The sequence below is a fragment of the Comamonas testosteroni genome (genome assembly GCF_000761245.1).
GTDB lineage: Bacteria > Pseudomonadota > Gammaproteobacteria > Burkholderiales > Burkholderiaceae_C > Comamonas > Comamonas testosteroni_C.
This window is the reverse complement of record NZ_AWOR01000089.1, coordinates 170669-193361: the sequence shown is the minus strand read 5'-3', so window position 1 is coordinate 193361 and position 22693 is coordinate 170669. Positions and strand designations below refer to the sequence as shown.

Annotated in this window: 16 protein-coding genes; 3 read left to right on the top strand and 13 right to left on the bottom strand. The window is 61.4% G+C overall.

The genetic code is table 11. The features are described 5' to 3' along the window. Positions 1 to 316: 316 nt before the first annotated feature. On the bottom strand, positions 317 to 1255 hold the full coding sequence (locus tag P353_RS24950; RefSeq protein WP_034375680.1) for an OB-fold domain-containing protein: 939 nt from the start codon (positions 1253 to 1255) through the stop codon (positions 317 to 319). A gap of 4 nt (positions 1256 to 1259) precedes the next feature. Further along, a complete protein-coding gene (locus P353_RS24945) occupies positions 1260 to 2474 on the bottom strand; it encodes a thiolase family protein (RefSeq protein WP_034360356.1) in 1215 nt (404 codons plus the stop codon). Positions 2475 to 2684: 210 nt separating this feature from the next. Between P353_RS24945 and P353_RS24940 the strand changes: the two genes are divergently transcribed. The 3 genes from P353_RS24940 to P353_RS24930 are packed head-to-tail and all read left to right on the top strand — an operon-like array spanning position 2685 to position 6630. Beyond that, positions 2685 to 3692, top strand: coding sequence for a WD40/YVTN/BNR-like repeat-containing protein (locus P353_RS24940; protein WP_034375679.1), 1008 nt, complete (start codon positions 2685 to 2687; stop codon positions 3690 to 3692). Next, the gene (locus tag P353_RS24935) at positions 3689 to 6172 is read left to right on the top strand and encodes an efflux RND transporter permease subunit (protein WP_034375677.1); all 2484 of its coding nucleotides are present in this window, start codon (positions 3689 to 3691) and stop codon (positions 6170 to 6172) included. Before P353_RS24940 ends, P353_RS24935 begins: the two co-directional genes overlap by 4 nt. Next, positions 6172 to 6630 (top strand): nuclear transport factor 2 family protein, encoded by a 459-nt coding sequence (locus P353_RS24930; protein ID WP_034375676.1) that lies wholly within the window; start codon positions 6172 to 6174, stop codon positions 6628 to 6630. The genes P353_RS24935 and P353_RS24930 overlap by 1 nt, the downstream gene beginning before the upstream one ends. A gap of 168 nt (positions 6631 to 6798) precedes the next feature. Here the strand turns inward: P353_RS24930 and P353_RS24925 are convergent, their stop codons facing one another. From P353_RS24925 to P353_RS24875, 11 genes are all read right to left on the bottom strand, one after another. Further along, positions 6799 to 7902 carry a dienelactone hydrolase family protein gene (locus tag P353_RS24925; protein WP_052085013.1) on the bottom strand — a complete coding sequence of 368 codons (1104 nt, stop codon included), beginning with the start codon at positions 7900 to 7902 and terminating at the stop codon, positions 6799 to 6801. 71 nt (positions 7903 to 7973) lie between these two features. Further along, positions 7974 to 9485: a DUF1302 domain-containing protein gene (locus P353_RS24920; protein WP_232776896.1), complete on the bottom strand. Its 1512-nt coding sequence runs from the start codon at positions 9483 to 9485 to the stop codon at positions 7974 to 7976. Positions 9486 to 9520: 35 nt separating this feature from the next. Further along, positions 9521 to 10900 carry a DUF1329 domain-containing protein gene (locus P353_RS24915; RefSeq protein ID WP_034375674.1) on the bottom strand — a complete coding sequence of 460 codons (1380 nt, stop codon included), beginning with the start codon at positions 10898 to 10900 and terminating at the stop codon, positions 9521 to 9523. A gap of 395 nt (positions 10901 to 11295) precedes the next feature. Further along, entirely contained in the window at positions 11296 to 11859 is a 564-nt protein-coding gene (locus tag P353_RS24910; protein WP_034375673.1) for a nuclear transport factor 2 family protein, read from the bottom strand. Positions 11860 to 12082: 223 nt separating this feature from the next. After that, complete coding sequence (locus P353_RS24905) at positions 12083 to 13810, bottom strand: N-acyl-D-amino-acid deacylase family protein (protein WP_034375672.1); 1728 nt, start codon at positions 13808 to 13810, stop codon at positions 12083 to 12085. A gap of 15 nt (positions 13811 to 13825) precedes the next feature. Then, positions 13826 to 15205 carry a DUF1329 domain-containing protein gene (locus tag P353_RS24900; RefSeq protein ID WP_034375670.1) on the bottom strand — a complete coding sequence of 460 codons (1380 nt, stop codon included), beginning with the start codon at positions 15203 to 15205 and terminating at the stop codon, positions 13826 to 13828. A 395-nt stretch (positions 15206 to 15600) separates the two neighbouring features. Continuing rightward, entirely contained in the window at positions 15601 to 17307 is a 1707-nt protein-coding gene (locus tag P353_RS24895; protein ID WP_034375668.1) for a class I adenylate-forming enzyme family protein, read from the bottom strand. 1 nt (position 17308) lies between these two features. Then, complete coding sequence (locus tag P353_RS24890; RefSeq protein ID WP_034375666.1) at positions 17309 to 18436, bottom strand: acyl-CoA dehydrogenase family protein; 1128 nt, start codon at positions 18434 to 18436, stop codon at positions 17309 to 17311. 157 nt (positions 18437 to 18593) lie between these two features. Continuing rightward, on the bottom strand, positions 18594 to 19790 hold the full coding sequence (locus P353_RS24885; protein WP_034375665.1) for an acyl-CoA dehydrogenase family protein: 1197 nt from the start codon (positions 19788 to 19790) through the stop codon (positions 18594 to 18596). 12 nt (positions 19791 to 19802) lie between these two features. After that, positions 19803 to 20870, bottom strand: coding sequence for an MBL fold metallo-hydrolase (locus P353_RS24880; protein ID WP_034375664.1), 1068 nt, complete (start codon positions 20868 to 20870; stop codon positions 19803 to 19805). Next, a complete protein-coding gene (locus P353_RS24875; RefSeq protein WP_034375663.1) occupies positions 20863 to 22674 on the bottom strand; it encodes a long-chain-acyl-CoA synthetase in 1812 nt (603 codons plus the stop codon). Before P353_RS24875 ends, P353_RS24880 begins: the two co-directional genes overlap by 8 nt. Positions 22675 to 22693 lie beyond the last annotated feature (19 nt).

The window sequence follows — 22693 nt, the reverse complement described above, 5'->3', positions numbered from 1 at the left end:
TTGCAGTATGGCCAGCACGGAAAACGCAACATCGTCCATTTTGATGAGCAGGTATTTACTTAGGTGGCAACCCCAGATCGACGCCCCGTTGGCGCCATCGCATGGCTTTGACTCCTGCCAAGCAGAGTTTCAATAATTTGATAGCTTCCAGCGCTCTTCAGACATAGGTATAAAGCCAATTTGGCTGATATTTCTTGCATTCCTACAGAGCCAGAGACCCATCTGTGAATGGCCGCAAAAAAAGGGCTTTGCCTGCGCAAAGCCCCAACCCTTGAAGAAACTGAAACACCCGCTCTCTGAGGGCGGGCTGCGGCTATTACATGTAGAGAATCACCAGGTCGTTGATGACTGCAGGACGATCCTGGCCGACCACATGGATGTTGAGCTCCATCGTGGTCTGAACACCGCTCTTGACCTGCTCCACCGCCTTGATGCGAGCCCGCGCACGGATCTTGCAACCTGAGGGCACAGGGCTCGGGAAGCGCAGACGATCCGAGCCATAGTTGACCATGTTGTTGAAGTCCACCACCTCGTAGTCCAGCGGAATCCTGAGCTGGCTGGCCAGCACCTGCACCAGGGCGCCATGGGCGATGGTGGTGCCGAACGGGCTTTTCTCGCGCGCCTGCGCGGGATCGGTGTGGATCCAGTAGTCATCGCCCGAGAGCCTGGCGAACTCGTTGATGACTTCCTGGCTCACGGTGAACTCATTGGACCAGGGGCTGTACTCCTCGGACACCAGCGACTTCATGGCCTCGATGTCCTTGACGGAGATCTTGCGCTTGGCAGCGACAGAGTGCTCCACCACGGCAGCCTCGGTCACGGCGTCGGCCTTGATGACGCTCGGGTGGCTGCCCCCATGGGCGGTAAAGCGCAGCAGGGTGACCTCGCCCGGGCGTTCGTCAAACACGGGGCGCACCTCCATGCCCACCTTCAGTGCCTCGGGAGCCACGCCAACCATGGTGGTATTGATGCGCACGCCTTCACGAAGTTCGACCACGGCCAGGGCCTGAGGCATCTCGTCCGTGAACTCGGGCATGGTGGGAATGCGCGCGACGGTGAAGCTGTAGAGCGTGCCCTCGCCCGACACCTTGCTCCACTTCAGGGAGCGCGATCCGCAAGTGGGGCAATGGGTGCGCGGAAAAAACAGCGAATGTCCACGATCGCATTGCTGGATGCGCACTTCGTGGGCCTTGAGACCTTCCCAGTACGGCGCAGAAATTTCCGTGGGATGGGGCAGAGGTTTGTTCCAAGCCATGTTCTTATGCTCCCCGCAGGATCAAGGCGCCCTGCTCGCTCATCACGCCACCGGTTCCGGACACATAGGCCAGATCGTTGCGACCCAGCTGCCTGTCGCCGGCACGCCCCTGAATCTGGTGCACCGCTTCGATCACCTGTGACATACCGCCCGCCGTGCCGGACTGGCCGAAGCTCAGCTGGCCACCATGGGTGTTCATGGGGAAGTTGCCCTTGAAGGTGAAATCGTTGTTGCGCAGAAAGTCCATGCCCTTGCCCTTCTCGCAAAAGCCCGCGTCTTCCAGCGTCAGCATCACGGTGATCGTGTAGCAGTCATAGATCTGCGCCATATGCATGTCTGAGGGACGCATGCCCGCCATCTCGAAAGCCTTGGCAGAGGCCGGACCAATGGGGGTCTGCAGCATGTCGGCCATATAGGTGGGCGACTTGCTGCTCACATGCTCGCCGCAGCCGACGATGCTGACTGGGCGGTGCCTGGTGGTTTTGGCGCGGTCGGCACGGGTGACGATCATGGCGCCGCCGCCTGCAGCCGGCAGCACGATTTCCAGCACATGCAAAGGGTCGGCCACCATGCGCGAATTCAGCACGTCATCGACGGTGATGGGCTGACCATAGAACATGGCGTCGGGGTTGTGGCAGGCGTTGAAGCGCTGGTCCACGCTGATACGCGCCAGAGCGGCCGCATCGTAACCATGGACCGCGCCGTAGCGCTGGGCAATCATGGCATAGCCGGTGTTCTGCGCCATATGGCCATAGGGCAGGTCCATCTCGGCCTCGGGTGCGCCAAAGCGGGTGCTGTGGCCGCCGAAGCGGCTGGCCTTCATGACTTCCTTGATGTGGTCGTCATGTTCGGAGATCGGTGCCATGCGCGACGGCAGCACGCAGACCACGGTGTTGCACAGCCCCAGCTCGATCGCAGCCGCCGCGCGCCAGACCATGGCCACGGAGCTCGCTCCCCCCAGGTCCACGACCTCGGCAAAGTTCAGGCGCACGCCCAGGTACTCGCCGGCCATGGCCGGCACAAAACAGCTGGCTTCATGAAAGTGCGGGGCGCTGGTGATCAGGCCGTCCACCTCGGACAGCTCCATGCCGGCGTCCTCCAGAGCCTGCAGCGTCAGGTCGGCAACCTGCTCCAGATGGAACATGCGCGGCGCCGTTGCGTATTTCTGCGGCTTGTACTGCGCGACGCCAACCAGCGCCGCTTTTCCTTGCAAACCCATATGTCTCCCTTACCAAGAAAGTGTGCATTCATTGTGTAAATGAAGCAGACCGAATCCATCGTCTGTAGAGACTAAAAAGCCGGCCCCGTACATACCCCTAATTCTCCGGGCAAACGTCCATTCGGACGATGTTGCTGAGGCTCCAAATCAAGAACCTGCACCCGTGTTTGCAATACATGCACAGCGTGTACGAATCAACAAGGAGACAACGTGAAAACAGCCGTCGGTATAGGCGCAGCAGCATTGGTGGCCTTTGCCTCAGCGCTTGCCTTTGCGCCCCGCACACCGCCCCCGCTGGCGCCAACCACCATGGGCGTCGAGCGCAGCCATTTCAACACCATCACGCAGGTGGGCGATCGTCTGCTGACAGCCGGTGCACTCGGTGAAATCCTGTACTCGGACGACAAGGGTGCTCACTGGCAGCAGGCACAGCTCAAGGAGCAGCGTCAGGCGCTCATCGTCAGCATGGCTTTTTCTCCCGACAAGAAAACCGGCTTTGCCGTTGGCCACGAAGGCTGGATTCTGCGTACCAAGGACGGCGGCAGCACCTGGGAGGAGGTTGCCTTCTCCAAGGAGAACGGAGAGCCTCTGATGTCGATCGCGCGCCTTCCTTCGGGCGACTGGATCAGCGTCGGTGCCTTCGGTCGTGCCATCGCCTCAAAAGATAACGGTAAGACCTGGGAGCAGTTGCCCCTGCCCTCAGAGGTGGAGGACAAGCACATGAACCGCATTGCCAGCTCCGAAGATGGCAAGCACTGGCTGATCGTGGGCGAGCGCGGTCTGGTCATCAAGTCCGAGGACTCCGGTGCAAGCTGGCAGATCGAGCCCGGGTTCTACAACGGATCTTTCTACAACGCCATGGCTACACGCGACGGCGGCTGGCTGATCTATGGCATGCGCGGCAACGCCTTTGTGCAGGCCGCACCGGGCGCGCAATGGGTCAAGTCGACGATTCAGGCTCCGGTCTCCTTCTTTGGCCATGCCCAGGAAAAGGATGGAACCATCATCCTGGTAGGACAAGGCAGCATGCTCGGCCTGAGCAAGGACGGCGGCAAGAGCTTCAGCCTGCAACGCGCCAAGGGCCGCGCCACCCTGACCGACATTGTGCTTACCGGCGCCGACAGCGGCTGGATGTCCAGCGACGCAGGCCTGCAACCCTTTCCCCCTCCACAACAAGCCAAGGCAGCCGCTCAGGCTGACCCAGGAGCGACAAAATGACTCTGAGCGAACCCACCAGCCGGCTGGACCGGTTTATTGCATCCACGGCGCGCTGGCTGATCTCGTGGAGCAAGTCCATAGTCGTGCTGACGCTGATTGCCACGGCACTGCTGGCTGTCTCGGCCATGCGCACCCACCTGGATCCGGGCTTCAACAAGTTGATTCCCATGCGTCATGAGTACATGACGGCATTTCTCAAGCATGCAGCCACTTTCTCGGGCGCCAACCGCATTCTGGTGAGCGTGGAGTGGAAGGGCCAGCAAGGCGATATCTACAACAAGGAATTCCTCGAAGCACTGCGTGGCGTGACGGATGAGGTCTTCTTCACCCCCGGCGTCAACCGTGGTCAGGTGTATTCGCTGTACACCCCGAATGTGAAGTACATCGAGATCACCGAAGACGGCTATGTGGGCGAGGTGCTGATTCCTTCGCGCTTCGAGGCCAACGAACAAGGCCTGGCCCAGGTACGCTCCAACGTGGCCAAGTCCGGTCAGATCGGCTCTTTGGTCAGTAACGATCTGAAATCCGCCATGGTCCGTGCCGACCTGCTCGAGGTCGACCCAAAGACCGGAGAAAAACTCGACTACCACAAGGTGGCGCAGCGCCTGGAAGAGATCCGCAGCAAGTTCGAAAGCAAGGACATCTCCATCCACATCATTGGTTTTTCCAAGGTGCTGGGTGATGTGATGGACGGCCTGACCACCGTGATGACCTTCTTCGCCATTGCGTTCGTCATCACCGCCATCATGCTGCGCGTGTATACCAAGTCCACCAACCTCACGGTGGTGGGCCTGGCCGTGGCACTGCTGCCCGTGATCTGGCTGCTGGGCATTTTGCCGCTGATCGGCTACGGCATCGACCCCATGTCGATCCTGGTTCCCTTTCTCATCTTCTCCATCGGTGTATCCCATGCCGTGCAGATGACGGGAGCCTGGAAGCATGATGTGCGCGCCGGCCTAAGCTCCAGGCTGGCCGCCGAGAATGCGATTCGCAAGCTGGCCGTTCCCGGAGCTCTGGCGCTGCTGACCAATGCCCTGGGCTTCATGGTCATCATGCTGATCGACATCCCCATCGTGCACGAGTTGGGCTTGACCGCCTGCATGGGCGTGCTGCTGATGATCATCACCAACAAGGTGTTCCTGCCCGCGGTGCTGGCCAATCTGCGCCTGGAAAAAAAGGCCATGCAAGCCCCCTCCACCTCCGCAAACGGCCGTAACCCCATCTGGTGGAAACTGTCGGCACTGGCCGAATCCCGTCCCGCCATGCTGACTCTGGTGGTGTCGCTGCTGCTGCTGGCCGCGGGCACCTACGAGTCGCGCAAGCTGCTGACGGGTGACGTTGGCACGGGCGCTCCCGAGTTGCGCGCCGAGTCGCGCTACAACCGTGATAACGACACCATCATCGGCAGCTATTCCATAGGCATGGACGTTCTGTCCGTCTTCGTCGAAACCTCCAACCTCGACGAAGGCTGCCTTAACTGGCAGGTGATGAACGCCGTGGAGCGCTTTGAATCGCGCATGCGCCGGGTTGACGGCGTGCAATCTGTCTCCACCGTCTCCGGTCTGGCCAAGATCGCGGCCTCCAGCAACAACGAGGGCAACCCTCGCTGGGCGGCGCTGCAGCGCACCGAAGCCGCATTGCGCTCGGGCGCCAAGGCGCTGTCTCCCGATCTGGGCCTGAATACCGAGGGCTGCAAGGTCATCAATCTGCAGGTCTTCCTCAAGGATCACGAAGGCGCCACGCTGACCCATGTCGTCAATGAAGTGCATGATTTCATCGCTGCGGACAAGACACCCAACGTCAAGTTCCTGCTGGCTGGCGGCAACGCCGGCGTGGCGGTCGCGACCAACGAGGCCGTGGAACATGCCGAAGTGCAGATGCTGGGCTCCATCTTCGGCGCCATCACGCTGCTGTGCTGGCTGACCTTCCGCAGCTGGCGTGCCGTGCTGTGCATCGTCGTGCCCCTGGCCATCGTCTCCATACTCTGCAATGCCTTGATGGCCATGCTGGGCATTGGCCTGAAGGTCCCCACGCTGCCCGTAGTGGCCCTGGGCGTGGGTGTGGGCGTGGACTACGGCATCTACCTGTTCGAGAGCATGCAACATGAGCTGCGCGAGCGAGACATCACGCTGCGCGAGGCCTTCTATGAAGCCATGCGCCAGCGTGGCAACGCCGCTATCTTCACGGCGCTGACCATGTCCATAGGTGTGGGAACCTGGGCGTTCTCGGCACTGAAGTTCCAGGCTGACATGGGAATTTTGCTGGCCTTCATGTTCCTGGTGAACATGCTGGGCGCGATCTTCCTGCTGCCTGCCATGGCCTACTGGCTGAATGTGGGTGCGGCGGAAGCCAGGGCGCGCGTCAAGCGCCTGCACCGGCAGCCCAGACCGGCCCATGCGGCGGGCAGCGCAGGCGGCATCAGCCACGCGGGCGGCATTCTCAAACCCGAACCCCAGTCATCCGTGAGCGGCAAAGTGTGATGCAGACTGCAGCAAGCACGCTGGAGCAGGTTCTTCTTGAACATGCTCTGGCCCAGACCCTGACCCGCTACGCCACGGCCTGCGACACACGCAACTGGGACTTGCTGCAGCAGGTGTTCGCACCTGACTGCACCACGGTCTACGGAGGCAGCTACATCTGCGAAGGGGTTGCCAAGGTCCGCCGCATGATCAGCACCCACCTTGACGGCTGCGGCCCCACCCAGCATCTGCTGGGCAATCTGGAAGTCGATGCCGGCGACCCGCAGCGCCCGCTCAGCAGGATTCAGGTGCGAGCCGCGCATCAAGGACTGGGCGAGCGCAGTCATCTGCGCTACGACGCCATCGGTTTCTATGAAGACGAATGGGTAAGGCTGCCCGAAGGCTGGCGCATCCAGAAGCGCAGCATGACCATGCTGCTTGAGATCGGTGAGCGCTCCGTGCTGCAGCCCGCAAGCTGAGCGGCCACACTCCATCAATCAAGCCGCGCGGCCATGCTGCACGGCTTTTTTGTTTCCGGACGACTCAATTGACAGAAGCCCACGTTTCATGGAAATGAACTTCGGGCAAAGTTGACACTTGAAAAAGGCCAGCATCTGCTGGCCTTTTTCATTCCCGCCTAGTCCTATCTACTGCTCGAACTTTACCTTGAGAAACTGCAGCAACTGCTTGCCGGCCAGACTGCGTGCGGTTTCATCGCGTCCGGCGATATAGCCCACCTTGACGCAGTCCCCCAGCGCTTTGCCGCTTTGCACCCGAATCCTGTAGCGCGTCTGGCGATCGGACTGAGCCCCGGCTGGAATCAGCGCCTGGCCGTTGAGGACGGGGAAGTCCTTGTCATTGAACTCTATCGTGCAGCCGGACAGGTAGGGCAGATTCGTCATCTCTCGTGGCTTGTCGCTTTCCCAATCATGGCCGGCCCTGGCATAGACCACAGTACTGACTTCGGAGCCCGCCTCACGCAGGATTTTTTCCTGCTGCGCACAGGCCACCAGATCATTCGATGCATCCTCCCCAGCTCTGAAGCTGAGCAAGGGCGAACCCGTGGTTTTGCGCGACTGCAGCAGCGCATAGCAAGGCCCGTAAAAATCCACATGCAAGGCAAAGGGCTGAATGAAAGGCGCCAGCTTGTCACGAATGCGTGCATCCAGGCTCATGCGTGCCGCAATTCCGCCTTTGGAAAATCCCATCACCCCGATACGCCAGCCATCGATGGCCGGGTGCTTGTTCAAAGCCTTGAGTGCGGCATAGGCATCGGCCACGGCATCGAACTCGGAGGTCCCCATGATCTTGAGCGCATAAGGCATGTCTTCGCTGATGCCACGTGGCTTGAAGTTATCGACCAACAGCGCAGCTATGCCGTTGTCGGCCAGCATCTGGGCCGTTTCGCTCTCGCGCCCGGGAATGGCCCCCGCGCCACCCGGCAGGACAACCATGGCCGGCACCTGCTTCTTCTCGCTGGCCCCCTTGGGCAGGAACAGCTTTCCCATACCCATGGTTGCCTCTGCCTTGGCAGGCTGACTGAGCAGCACATCGAGGTCATACGGGCTGCTGGACTTGAAGCGGATATCACCCTGTGTATCACCATGCAGCTCCGTGGGGGCCATCAAGGGGGCCACCCTGGGCAAAGGAGGCAAAGCATCGAACAGATGCTGTCCTGATGCCGCACTGCTCATCAGGCTCAAGGCTGCTGCTCCCAAAGGAGCTACCCATTTTCCGGTCAGTATTTGCATTCGCTTGCGCCTCTTTCAAACACAAAAGCCCGGAGAGCCGGGCTTTTGTGGTGTTGGCTCGTTGGTGTGGTTCAGAACGAGTACTTGGCGGTAACGGACAGTTGGTCGCGGTCGGCCAGCGGGCGTGCACGCAGGGAATCGGCAGAAGGATTGCCCAGGTAGTTGATGTAGGCCACGTTGATCGAGAAATTGCTCTTGCGAACAAAAGTCGCGCCAATGCTCAACCGGCTGTCGCTCTGGCCGCCGCCGAAGGTGCCGACCAGAGAACGGCCACGCAGTTGCGACTGGTAGCTGATGGGAACGCTCAGATCCCAGCCTTCGAAGATGCCGGGATAGCCCAGCGTCAGGGTCGCACCGGCCACCAGGGAGTTGCGGGTCTTGAAGCTCAGGTTATCGGTAGAGCTGCCATCGGCCACATTGATCACGCGAGAGCCGGAAATTTCGGCAGCCAGGGACATGTCGTCCGCGATACCGGTGCGGCCGATATTGAAGATACCGCCAACGTTGCCCTGCACCACATCGCCACGCACCGCCACACCATTGCCGTTGAGCACAGGCGTACCCTTGCGATAGCTGGCTTCACCAAATGCAGAGAACTTTCCGAAGGTCGTGCTGACCGTCGTTCCCAGCATCTTGATGTCGTCGAAATAGCGGACCTGATAGCCCGTAGGTACGGCACCATTCATGTTCACGACCAGCGAAGGGTTACGGTCGTTGTAGTTCAGGTAGTACAAGCCAACTTCAGTCTCGTCGGTCACGCGATAGCGGCCACCGATACCCCACTGACCCGAGCTGCTGGGACGGATGTCGTTGCCGCGTCGCAGGCCGCGGCAAGTCGCACCGTTGTAGACACCCAGGCAGGAGGCGCCAGGGCCAAGGGCATTGCTGGTGCTGGTGTACATGCCGGGAGCCGGCAGCAATGTTTCATGGAAGCCAAACTGGTAGTGGCCCAGCAGCGAGAGCTTGGGACTGACTTCCAGCGAAGCCGAGATCTGATCTTCCGGCAGAAGGATTTCCTTGACCTCTGCGCCAGGCGAAGCTGCCTTTGCCGCATCACTGGGGCCCTGGGCCGCAGCGATATTGGCAAAGTACATGGACTCGCCCCAGTTCACCACCTGCTTGCCCAGACGCACCGTGGCACGGGTCTCCCCCATGTTGAAGCTGGTGTAGGCGTAGGTATCCAGAAGGCGCGAATAACCGCCACCATAGCGCTTGGCAGCAGAGTTGAACTCGTCCACGGGGCCGGCCGTGCTGATCGGGCCCTTGTTGTCGTTACGCTGGTGGTAAACGTCGTCGTAGAAAGTACTGGCATTGAGCACAAAGCCGCTGTCGCCCTTGGACAGCTTGCTCTCCCAGACTGCGCCCAGACGGTTGGCGGTCAACGCCCCTTTCTTGAAATTGTTGTTGCCATCCGTGCTCAGGACGGGCGACGGGTTGTCCAGTCGCACACCCAGGCCATAGCTCAAGTTCAGACGCCAGTCGAACTTGACGCCATTGCCCAGCTCGACAGTCTCCCCCGCGTGAACAGCCCCCATACCCAGGGACAGCAGCGCCGCCACTGCGATGGGAGTGAGTTTCTTCATATAGTTTTTCATAATGAGTCGCTCGTTGATAAAACTTAGTTGCCCACGTTGCGTGCGGCTTCGGGCGTGAACATGGCAGGGGTCAGATCACCCTTGTTCAGAATGGGTCCCTTGGGACGTTCCTGGAACAAGTTGTAGCCCATGTACCCACCGGAATTGAGGTCGTGATAGAAGGACGTTCCTGCGTGCCAGGCCTTGATATCGGGCGAGTAGTAATAGTTGATGAACGCGTGCTGCCACAGCTGGCCACGTGTGTCATACATATCGGATGCCACGGCCTGACCGGTGTCTTCATCGACAAACAGAACACGCTTGCCATAGACATGGCGGAAGCCTTCCTTGAGCGTGCCTTCCACGGCCCAGACTCTGCGCAGCTCATAGCGCATGAAGTCGGGGTTGGCATGCCCCTGCTTGAGCAGATCGGCGTACTTCACCGTTGGCTGATGGATCTTGTAGTTGTTGGCGGGGATGTACATCTCCTTCTTGCCAACCAGCTTCCAGTTGTAGCGCTCGGGCGAGCCATTGGCCAGGCGATCGGAGTCAATCGTCAGCTTGCCGCCGGTGCCAGGCATGGGCTGGTCAAAGCCGTATTCGGGAACCTGACGCACGCGACGTGTGCCGGGGTCGTAAGACCATGCCAGACGCTTGTCCTTGGCAAAGTTCACAGGTTCAACCGTGTGGGTCACACCACCTTTTTCGCGCTCTGGAGCCAGCACACGAGTGCGGCTATAGGCCATCACACCTTCCACGGGCTTGCCAAGGCTGGAGGGCAGGTTGTCCAAGCTCAGATTGATGTTCTCCTGGCGACCCCAGGCAATGGAGCCATCGGACATCACGTTCGCCATATCGCGAACAATGTTCTCGTTGTAGGCACGTGTGGGCAGCAGGTTGTTCCAGACCACTTCCAGACCGGTCTTGGGAATCGGAAAGTTGATGGCTCCCAGGCTGCCCTTGATGCTGTTGCCGTCGGGATTTACCTCGGATTCCAGCGCGTTCTTCTTGGCAATCGCACAGACTTCATCGGTGTAGCGGAAGTCACGATGACCCTTGTAGACCTGAATCTGCATGGTCTTGGGGTACTTCTTGAACATGGCTTTCTGGCCGTCGCTGAGCTTGTCTCCGTACTTGTCAACGTTCTCAGCAGTGATCACCGCAATCGGCTTCTCATCGGCATAGATGTCCACGGGGTGCTTGCCGCTGGCTTGCACATGAGATACACCAGCGGGGGCGCCTACCCACTTGCCGGTGAACTCAGGGATCGTGCCTTCCTTGTTGCCGGCCTTGATGGCACCCACGCATGTCAATTCCTTGCCCAGCTGTTCTGCCTCGTTCGCCGGCACCTTCGCCCATACCGACGTCGCCACCATCAAACCCACTGCCGCTGCGAGTGGAGTCTTGGCTGTCACAAACTTCATCTCTGTCTCCTAGGTTCTAGAACTTATTTTTGGCGGGTGCTACAAACGAGTTGCATTGCCTCGCATCGCCCCATTGGTTTTGCCGTTTGCAGGCAGTTGCATATTGCGTCAGCAGGTCTGTTCAACCATCGTCTGAGTCGACTACTGACAGACCCTAGCGACCTAGTCCACATGGGTCACATGAAGTGCTTGCTCGAATGAAAAAAACCTGCTGGTGCACGAAGCAGCAGCAGGCCTTGCGATGCCCGGTTTTTTGCGCCATGTGCTGGCATGCGGATACTGGGCTGATGAGATTTTTCCCATCACCCGATGGGACTAGTGGCAAGCCCTGAAAACCCACCTAGAACCCGCGCACGCCCCGCAAGACCCCGCGGGAAGCGGCGGCCTACCTGGACCTACCACTGGCCGGCCACCGGCGTGAAGATGTCCTGCTGGCTGAGCGCCCGCGCGGCGATGCCGGCGAAGCCGTCGCCCGCGATGTAGGAGTCCTCACAGCGCACCAAGCTGTGCTCATCGAAGCCCCAGACGATCAGCAGGCGCGCCTCGAACAGGTAGTACGGGGCGTCGTCGCCCACCGCGTGGCCCATGGCGCGCAGCACCTGCCCGGGGTAGGCGATGCGCAGCGGGCCTTCGGCCGTCACATGGTCGCGGTCGGCGACGAGACGGTCGATGGCGTGCTCGATCTGGTGGCAGTTGGCCGCCACCATGCCGCCGTAGTACCGGGCAATGGCCTCCTTGGAGCGCGGGCTGTCGGGCGCGTCGGGGCCGGAGCTGAAGCTCATGTAGGCCGCATCGGGCGAGACAGTGGCCATCAGCGTCTCGAAGTCACCCAGCGCCTCGGCGCGCATGTGCTCGAGCATCTTGCGTAGGTTGCGCACGGTCTTGGCGTCGTCGCCGGGTTGGGCCAGGCGGGCCTCGATGGCTCGCAGTTGCTTGCGGGGATCGATCTGGTAGGTCATGCGTGGATTCATTGTCGGTAGTGGAAAGAATGGCCGGCGCGCAGGGCGCGGCGCCGCCTACTGGCCCGTGGCCGGCTCTCGGGTTTGATTCAAATAAAGGAGCTGCTTGCGCAAAATACGTATGTATTTCAAATACATTTCGATTTAGATGTCTTGCGCACCAAGCGCAAGCAGCTATGGATATTGATATCCCCCCCTGCGATTGGCAGGGTCTGGAGCACCATCAGGCAGGGGCAGCGGCGCGCGGGCTCACGAACTCTCCAGGCATGGCGCCGGTAAAGCGCCCCTCGAAGAAGGTCGGCAGGCCGTTGACCATGGTCAGTCGCATGGGCGCGGCATCGCGCGTGTAGCGCCAGGTCACGCCGAAGTCGCCGTTGGGCACGTCGAAGCGCTTGTACTCCTCGCGACGCTGGATCTCGGCTAGGTCGAAGACCACGATGTCGGCGCGCAGGCCGGGCCGGATCACGCCGCGGTCGTTCAGGTTGAAGTGCCGGGCGAGCTTGCCGGTCATCACGTGGATGGCCTCCTCAATCGTCACCCGGCCCTCGTCGCGGCAGAACCGGGTCAGCAGCAGGATGTTCTCGCCGCCGCCGCAGAACATCTGGCCGTGGGCCGGCGCGTCCGAGATGTTGCCCACGGTCTGCGGGTGCTTGAGCAGCTCGATGGTCAGGTCCTCCAGCATGGGGAACGGCGCCATGTGCACGGTGGAGCGCACGCCGTTGGCGACGATCCATTCGGCCATGGCATCCGAGGCGTGCAGGCCGCGCTGGTCGGCATAGTCCTGCAGCGTGAGATTGATGGGTCCCATGCCGTTGTCCGAGTTGCGCAGGTGCAGGCGCTGCGGATTGGCCATGGGCGCGTGCGGCCAGACCTTGGTGTCCCAGCTCTCGCGCGCCCGCGCCCGCCAGCGCGGGTCGTTCAGCAGCGCGAGCTTGGCCTCCTCGGTCTCGGCCAACACCACCTCGTGCCAGACGTAGTCGTTGGACTGGGCGAAGATCAGCGAGCGCGTGAGCGACAGGGTGTTGGTCGGCGAGACATGGGCAAAGCCTGGCCAGATGTCGTGACCATCGGCCTGTGCGCGCTCGATCAACGGCTTGAGGATGTCCAGCGCCGGCTTCTGGAACTCCAGCGTGGGAATGCCGCCGGCGATCTGCACGCGCAGCTTCTTGCCCTGCAGCAAACGCGTGATGCGCTCCACGCTGGCCGGCGCCGACATGCGCATGAAGGTATCGACGATAACCTGCAGCGTGCAGCCCGGATGGCGCGCCAGCACGGCCATCAGCGCGTCGAACTCGGCGTCGTCGGCCAGCAGCGTGGGAATCGGCCGGTCCTGCCCGTCATGGTCGAGCAGGTTGGATGACATGCCCAGCGCGCCGGCCTGCATGGCGTCCTCCAGCAGCTCGGCCATGCGCTCTATCTCGACCGGCGTGGCCGCGCGGCTCCAGGCGTCCATGCCCATGGCGGCCAGGCGGATGGCGATGTGGCCGACGAAGGAGCCGTAGTTGGCCGGCATCTTCAGCCGCGTGGTCATGGAGCGCTGGTACTCGGACCACGTGCGCCAGTCCCAGGGCAGGTTCTTCTTGAATGGCCCTTCGGGAATGTCCTCGAAGAAGGAGAAGATCTTGATCATCTCGTGGGCCACCGCGGGGTCATCCGAGATGGGCGCGGCCGAGAAGCCGCAGTTGCCCATCACCACCGTGGTGGCGCCGTAGCCCGGCAGCGGGTCCAGATCCGCCTGCCACCACATGGTGGCGTCGAAGTGGGTGTGGCTCTCGATGAAGCCCGGCGTGACATAGCAGCCCTTGGCGTCGATAACTCGCTCGTCCTCGCGCGACGTCAGCCCGGGCGCCACCTCGACGATGGTCTTGCCCTGCACCCGCACATCGGCCGCAAAGGCGGGCGCGCCGCTGCCGTCCACCACCGTGCCGCCCCGGATCAGAATCGTGTTCATGTGTTCTCCTTGGAATCAATTGCCTGCGTTGCGCGCGGCTTCGGGTGTGTACATGGCCGGCGTCAGCCCCCCGCGGTTCAGCACCGGGCCCTTGGCGCGCTCGTTGACCAGCGCATAGCCCAGATACGAGCCCGCATTGAGGTCGTGGTAGAAGGACGCGCCGGCATGCCAGGCCTTCAGGTCGAAGTCGTAGTAGTAGTTGATGAAGGCGTATTGCCAGAGCTGGCCGCGCATGTCGTACAGGTCGCTGGTCACGGCCTGGCCCGTGTCCTCGTCGGCATACATCACGCGCTTGCCATAGACGTGGCGATAGCCTTCCTTGAGCGTTCCCTCGATCACCCAGACCCGGCGCAACTCGTAGCGCAGGTACTTGGGGTTGGCGTGCCCCGGTGTGAGCAGGTCCTTGTAGGCGATGGCCGGCTGCATCACGCGGTAGGCGTTGGCGGGAATGTACATTTCCTTCTTGCCCAGCAGCTTCCAGTGGTAGCGGTCGGGCGGGCCGTTGAAGAGGCGGTCGGAGTCGGTGGTGAGCTTGCCGCCGGTGCCGGGGGTGGGCATGTCGTAGCCGAAGTCCGGCAGCTGGCGCACGCGGCGCGTGCCGGGGTCGTACATCCAGCCCAAGCGCTTGTTGATGCCGTAGTTGGCAGGCTCCACGGCGATGACGACGCTACCTTTCTCGCGGTCGGGAAGGTGCGTCTTGGTGAAGGCATAGGACGTCACTTCCGGCATGGGCAGGCCCATGTTGGCCGGATCGTTGTATGGCGAGAGGTAGCGCGACTCGTTGCGGCCGTAGACGATGGAGCCGTTGGACAGCACATTGACCACGTCGGCGCTGTTCTCCTCGGTGTAGGCGCGCGTGGGCAGCAAGGTGTTCCACAGCGCCTCCAGGCCCGACTTGGGAAACGGGAAGTTGATCGCGCCCATGCGCCCCTTCACGCCCATCTGGTTGTCGGCCAGCTCGGACTCCAGCGCATTCTTGCGGATGGTGGCGCAGACCTCGTCCGGGTAGCGGAAATCGCGATGCCCCGGGTAGACCGGCATCTGCATGGTCTTGGGGTAGCTCTGGAACATGGCCTGCTGACCCGGGCTGAGCTTGTCGGCGTACTTGTCGACGTTGGCAGCGGTGATGATGAACAGCGGCTTCTCGTCGGCGTAGAGGTCTGCCGGGTGCTCGCCGCTGTGGGGGTTGTGCCGCACGCCGGGTGGCGCGCCCTGCCACTTGCCGGTGAACTGGGGGATCGTGCCCTGCTTGTTGCCGGCCCTGATCGCGCCCACGCAGGTCAGCTCCTTGCCCAGTTGCTCCACTTCGCTCGCCGTGGCCTTGGCATGGGCCGATGCGGACAGCACCAGGCTCGCGGCCACAGCCAGAGAAGTCTTGGTCATCACACGATTCATCTTCTCGCCCTCCTTGGTTCTGGTTTTCCACCATGCCGCACGTTGCCAGCGCGTAGTGCTGCCCGGCTGCCTGCGCCGTCCGCAGACAAGGACATGCTGGAATCAGCACACCCTTTCCCCATCGTCCGAGACGACTAAGGCCTATCCCTGCGTGGCCTATGGCGGCCGAATACGGCGCCTTTTTTTAAGCAAACCCAGGCGTTCGGCCCATGCAGTAGGAGCTGGATCTAGGTTCAACCATCGTCTGAGTCGACTACTGACAGAACCTCGCAACCTAGTCCACATGGGTCACTTGAAGCCGCTTCCCCGAATGAAAAAAACCTGCTGGTGCACGAGGCAGCAGCAGGCTTTCGGAGCGTGATCGGGAAAGTCCTAGGACCACCCAATTCCGTACATCAGGTCAGCAGGTGAGCGCACTCCTTGCGAATCGATGCCTTGAGCATCTTGCCTGCAGGATTACGCGGCAACGGTTCATGCCGCACAACAATCTGATTGGGCACCTTGTAGCCTGCCAGACGCTGAGCCACAAAGTCACGCAAGGCCTCGGGCGTCACCTGACTTCGAGGTTTCTCTACCACCACGGCAACCACCTGCTCGCCCGTTACTTCATGCGGCATGGAGAACACAGCGGCCTCCTCCAATGCCTCATGCTGCAGCAAGCAGGCCTCGACCTCCGCCGCAGCAATCTTTTCACCGCTGCGGTTGATCACGTCCTTGATGCGATCGACGATGGTCAGAAAGCCTTCATCGTCCAGAACGCCTATGTCTCCTGTGTGGAACCAGCCTCCCTGCATGGCTTTGGCGGTGGCCTCCGCATCACCGCAATAGCGCTCCATCAGGGTCACGCCGCGCAGCCAGATTTCGCCAGCTTCTCCGATGGGCAGAGCGCTTCCATCCAGGTCGGCAATACGCACTTCGATGATGGGCGACAGTACGCCGGCACTGCGGGGATGGGCCTCGAACATGAGGCCGGAACTGCCCGCGCAGACACCGTTCGACTCCGTCAGCCCAAAGCCTATGCCCGACATGCGGCCGCTGAACTTGCCCAGCACCTCATCAATAAGACGAGGATGTAAACCGCCGCCGCCAAAGCCCAAACCGGAGAGATTGCCGGAGTACTCGGGGTCTTGGAACAGAGGCAAGCTAATGAGCTGCTGCACCATGCTGGGTGCGCCGCTGAACTGGGTCACTTTTTCCTTGCGAATCAGTTCGACGGCCTTTTCAGGCTCCCAGCGATAAACAAAGATCAGACGGCGGCCATGGCGCAGGCTGACCAGCAGCTGAGCGTGCAGACCGCTGACATGGAACAGCGGCACCGCAGACAGCGTGGTCGGCTGCAGCTGTCGCGCCATGATGGCGGCGATGGCGTCCGGCGATGTCATGGCCGCCACTGCACCGATGAAGTCGATATTGAAGATGCCCTGGCAAACGGCGCGGTGGGTGGATTCCACGCCTTTGGCCCGGCTGGTGGCGCCCGAAGTGAACAGAATCAGCGCAGGCTCATCGGCACTGAGCTGCGGCGACACGAAGCCATCATGACCGCCTGCGGTCAATTCCGACCAGCTGATATCGCCCCCCTCGCCATCCACCACCACCGTCTTGATGGCCGTCTGCGCAATGGCCTGGCTGATGCGTGCATGGCGGTCCGCATCACAGATCAGCATCACCGGCCGGGTGTCCTCCAGATTGGCCATCAGCTCGCTGCTCAGGCCAAAGCTGTTCAAAGGCACCGGCACTGCGCCAAGCAAGGCCGTGGCGGCAAAAGCCACGGCCCATTCGGGACGGTTGCGCATGGCGATCGCCACCCGGTCGCCGGGCTTGATACCGCGCTGCTTTTGCAAACGACTGGCCAGTGCATCGGCTGCCGCAAAGAACCTGTCAAAGGTCCATCGATCCTCGCCATAGACCATGAACTCGGCCGCACCATGAACCCGGCCGGCATCAATTATCTGTGCCAGATTCTCAAAGGCATTGCGATAGGCAGCCACGCTGCGTCCGTCGGACAGCGTGACCTGCTGCACGTCAAAAGGTGCGCCCGGCGAAGTCAGCTGCGCACGAATGTTCCTGATCTTTTCACCCATGGAAACCAAGGCATCGCTCATCTCAGAAACCTTTCAGTTGTGCAAAGCGGTTGCGGTGATAGCTGCCGTCGCCCAGCAGGCGTTGCAAAACGCGTGCCCGCTTGAAGAACAGGCCAATATCCAGCTCATCGGTCACCCCGATGCCGCCATGCAGCTGGATCGCCTCGTTGCACAGCTTCTCGCACAGGTCGGATGCCTTGGCCTTGGCCGCGCTGACCAGCTCGGGCACCTTGGCTTCCAAACCTGAATCAATGGCTTCGAAAGCTGCCAGCACACAGCTCTCCAGCAGCTCAAGCTCCACATACAGACGTGCAGCACGGTGCTGCAATGCCTGGAATGAGCCGATCTGCACATCAAACTGAACGCGCTCCTTCAGATAGCCAACCGTACGATCGAACACCTCACGCAGCAGACCCAGGGACTCTGCGGCCAGGCAGGCCCTGGCTCGGTCCAGCACTTCATCCAGCACCTGAGCAGCAGGCCGGGCCACCAACGCCATATCAGCGCTCAGCTCCACCTTATCGAACTGCACGCAGGCCATGTTGCGGCTGTCAATCATGCTCATGGGTTTGATGCTGACGCCTTGTGCATCCGCTGGCACCAGCCACAAGCCGGGAGCACCTTCGCCGGATGCCGCCAGCACCACAAAGCCATTGGCGCCCACGCCATCCATCACAAAGGCTTTCTCACCGCTCAGGCGCCAGCCCGTGCTGGTCTGCTCGGCTACCGTGCTCAATCTGGCGGAAAGATGCTGGCCGGACTTTTCATCCAGAGCCAGTGCCAGCCTGGCCTGCCCGCTGGCCAGCGGGGGCAGCCACTGCAACTGCTGAGCTTCGGAGCCGACGCGAATCAGCAGCTCAGGTGCGATCACGGCCTGGCTCAGCAGCGGCTGTGCCGACAGGTTTCGGCCGATGGCTTCAAACACGGCGCCCATGCCCAGATAGCCCGCAGCCAACCCGTCATGTGACTCGGGCAGCACCGCCACGGGCCAGCCCATCTCCACCATCTGCTGCCACAGCAGCGTATCAAAGCCTTGTTGCACCTTGTCATCCCGCAGACGGCGCTGCTGGGCCACGGGTGCTTCCTGCGCGAGAAAGGCAACAGCACTGTCCTTGAGCAATTCCTGCTCTTGCGACAAAAGCATGGTCATATTCTTGTCTCCATTTCAATTCTTTATCCTCAGCCTGTACGACCAGCACCGCCCAGCTCAGAGACAGCGGGCAAGGGCCTGGGCAGCCCCGTCGCCCCGCAGCGGGGCTGTCGCCGCACAGCAGCTCAGGGGCTCAGGGGGTCAGGGGGTCAGGGGGTCAGGGCAATTCCAGCACTCGCTTGGCAATGATGTTCAGTTGCACTTCCGAACTTCCGCCTGCAATCGTGTAGCTCTTGGAGCGCAGCCATGCACGACCTATATCGATCTCATCGGCTGTGAAATCATCGCCTGCCTCCCAGCCCAGACCGCGCAGGCCCAGCACCTGCTCCAGCAGTTCGTACTTGGCGACTTCCTGCTCGGTCTGCACCAGCTTCATGATGCTGGAGGGACCAGCAACGTCCTGACGCGCCAGAGCCTTCTCGGTCACCCGACGATGGGTCAGGGCGAAAGACTGTGCATCCATCAGCAGTCCTGCCAGCTTCTCGCGCAGCGCACCATCGCTGATCTGCCCCTGTTCGTCCACCATGTAGGGCAAAGCGGTCCTGAGTGCATCGTGCGACGGCGCGCCACCTTCCGTGAACTTGGACATGGCTGCACGCTCATGCTGGAGCAGCTTTTTGGCCAACGACCAACCTTCGCCTTCCTTGCCCACAAGCTGTCGCACAGGCACCCGTACATCGTCGAAGAAGACCTGACAGAAACTGGACTTGCCGCTGATCAGCTCTATGGGCTTGACCGTGACGCCGGGACTCTTCATGTCGATCAGCAAAAAGCTGATGCCGTCTTGCTTCTTGCCTTCGCTGCTGGTGCGCACCAGCGCATACATCCAGTCGCCCTTGTCTCCGTCCGAGGTCCAGATCTTGCCCCCGTTGACGATATAGGCCTCGCCCTGCTCGTCCGTCACGCGCCTGGCCGAGGTCTTGAGGCTGGCCAGATCCGAGCCGGCATTGGGCTCCGAAAAGCCCTGACACCAGCGCTGCTCGCCGCGCATCATGGGAACCAGATGCTCGAGCTTTTGCTCATGTGTCCCCACCTCCACCAGGACCGGCCCCAGCATCCACACGCCCAGGTTGTACTGGGGCTGACGGCAGCCAAGACGAGCCATCTCCGTCTCCAGGATACGGGCTTGCCTGGGAGAGAGTCCACCGCCGCCGTATTCACACGGCCATGACGGTGCAAACCAGCCACGGTCGCGCATGCGCTCGAACCACAGCTTCTGATCCTCGTTCAGAAACTGCAGCCTGGAGCTGCCCCAGACCATCTCCTCTGAAACAATGGGCCGGCGCATGCTCGCAGGACAGTTCTCCTCCAGCCACTGCGCCACTTCTTGTTTGAATGTTTCCAGTTCCGTCATGGCTTCCTCACCTCAGGCCAACGAGAAATATGCAATCTTGCCTTCACCCGAGGCACGCAGCAGCGTTCCATCCTGGTGAAGCAGGTTCAAATGGGCTATCGTTTCCCCTAGGGCCATCAGGCGATCCACGGGGCTGCGCAGCCTGGGAAAGAGCACGGGCACCAGCTGCGCAGCCGTTGCCCGCCCCACCCGGCTCAGATGTCCGGTCAGCAGTGCAAACTGCTCGGCATGGTGCTCCAGCACCTGCACCAGGCGCTCATGCAGGCCGTAGAAAACGCCCTGGTGCGATGGAAGCACCAAGGTCCCGGCCGGCAGCTCATGCAAACGATGCAGCGAATCGATCCAGAGCTTGAGCGGATTGCCCTCGGGCTCGATGGGGCTGACCATCACATTCGAGGTGATGCGCGGCAGCACCTGATCACCAGCCAGCAAAATGCCGTCTTCCTCGCAATACAGACAGGCATGCTCGGGCGAGTGCCCCTCGCCAAGCACAATGCGCCACCGGCGCTCCCCGATCTGCAGCACCTCACCCGGGCGAATGCGCTGGTAATGGCTGGGTTGCCTCGGCATGAACGGATCCTTGCGCATGGCAGTCAGCATGTCGTGCAGCTCTTCGCTGCTCACCCCGGCCCGCGCATAGAACTCGCGATGCGCCTCGGGCAGAGGATCGGGCGGCGGCCCCATCAGCGAGCGCAGCATCATGAACTCGCCATAGCTCATGAGCAGCGGCACGCCAAAGCGCTCCTGCAACCACCATGCCGCACCCGCATGGTCATAGTGACAGTGGGTGCAGATCACACGGGTCAGCGGCTGGCCGGCCAATTTTTCCGTGAAGATTCTCTCCCACAGCTCGAAGGTGCGGGCAATTCCCAGCCCAGTATCTACCACCGCCCAGCCGTCGCCGTCCCTGAGCAGATAGACATTGATGTGGTCAAGAGCCATGGGCATGGGCATGCGCAGCCACAGCAGACCCGGGACGATCTCCACATGGCTGCCATCGGATGCCGGCGGCGCAAAGGGATAGCGCAGCACATCTGCGGGCTTGGCCCGTACGCGCTCCTGCGCGACGGCGCTATCCACGCAGTGCCTCTTCAAGCGTTGCAGCGGTCAGCGGCACATAGGTCTGCAGCTTGTCATTGCGCACAAACAGCGGGTCGCCAGTCTGAGCGCTGTCATAGCCTTGCTTTTGCAGATCCACCTTGCGCAGCTTGTAGTTGCCGGTCATGTCCGGCGTATCCATCAGGCGCACGAACAGCGGCGCTGCGTAGCGCGGCAGGCGGGATATGGCCAGCTCCCAGAAGGCCCTGGGGTCGAACCCAGCACCCTCATGCATCACCAGGGCGGCCATGCCTGCACGACCGCCATGGCCGGCAACCTGCACGCCATAGACGGTAATCGCATCCAGGCCCTTGAAGTCCCCCAGCGCATCGCCGACCTCCATGGTCGAGACGTTCTCGCTCTTCCAGCGGAAGGTATCGCCGATACGGTCCACAAACCAGCAGTAGCCGTCTTCGTCGCAACGCAGCAGGTCGCCCGATGTCCACCAGACGTCGCCCTGCTCAAAGACATTGCGCAGCAGCTTCTTCTCGGAAGCCTCCTCGCTGGTATAGCCTTCAAAGCGCCCGGCAACCACTCCGGGATACTGGATGACCATGCCGATGGCCTCGCCGGGCTCGTTCACGCCTGCCAATTGCAAAAAGCCGTTTTCATCCCGGATGTAATCGCCTTTTTCCTGGTCGTAGCGAACCAGGCGCAAATTGGTTTTCTCCCAGAACGGAACGCGGCCGCAGGAGCCGATGCGATTGTCCAGGTTGATGGTGTTGGTGTTGGACTCCGTGCCTCCCCAGCCTTCATAGATCTGGAACACAGCGCCAAAACGCGATGTCCATTGCTGCCAGATCTCGGGCGTGAGGCCGGTTCCGGCCATCTTGCGCAAGCTGTGCTCCCGGTCGCTGTCCGTCGCGGGTGCGCTGAGCAGAAAACGACAGATCTCCCCCACATACTGGCAAAAGGTAATGCCATGTGCGCGGATATCACGCCAGAACTCGCTGCGGCTGAACTTGCGGCGCACCACGATGCGCGCTCCTGCAGCCATGGCGGTTGCCGTCAGTGACATGGAAGCCGCACCGTGGTAGAGCGGTAAAAAACAGTAGAAGCAGTCATCCCGGGTGATTTCCCACAGCAGCTGCATGGAGTCCCCCGCCATCAGCCAGCGTGCATGGCTGATGACCGCAGCCTTCGGAAGGCCGGTGGTCCCTGAGGTGAATATGTACTGCGCCGTATCGCCGGCCACCACGCCCTCGCGCCACTCCAGCGGTACGGCCGTGCCGTCCCGGCTCATGGCAAGGGCCTGCAAATCAGAGCCGAACTGCTGCAGAACTCCCACCGCTGCGGGGCGCACCTCATCCGGCCAGTGCCAGTAGCTCAGCTCGGTGTTCAGTCCTTCAGTCTGCGCAAAGCGCTCTGCACACTCCTCGCCCACGATCACATGGCTGGCGTTGGTCACCTCCAGTGCGTGCGTCAGAGGCTTGCCCATCAAATGGGTGTTGATGAAGGCCACCACGGCACCCAGCTTGGCCACACCAAACCAGGCAAAGAAAAAGGCTGGGCGATTTTCGATGGCCATGGCCACCACATCGCCCTTTCTCACCCCCTGCTCATGCAGCGCACGTGCCACTTGATTGGCGCGCTGGTTCAATTGCGCATAGGTGTAGCGCACATCGCCTTCGCTCAGAAAGATGCGCTCGCCGAAATCTCGCGCACAGTCCTCCAGTCGATCAGCCATGGTGTAGGGCGTATCGGCCAGGTACTTGGCCGCAATGGGCGCGCGACGATCCAGCTTGAGCTGGGTCTGCTCGCGCGACACCACAGTCGTGTCGCTCATCACATGTCTCCTTGGTATT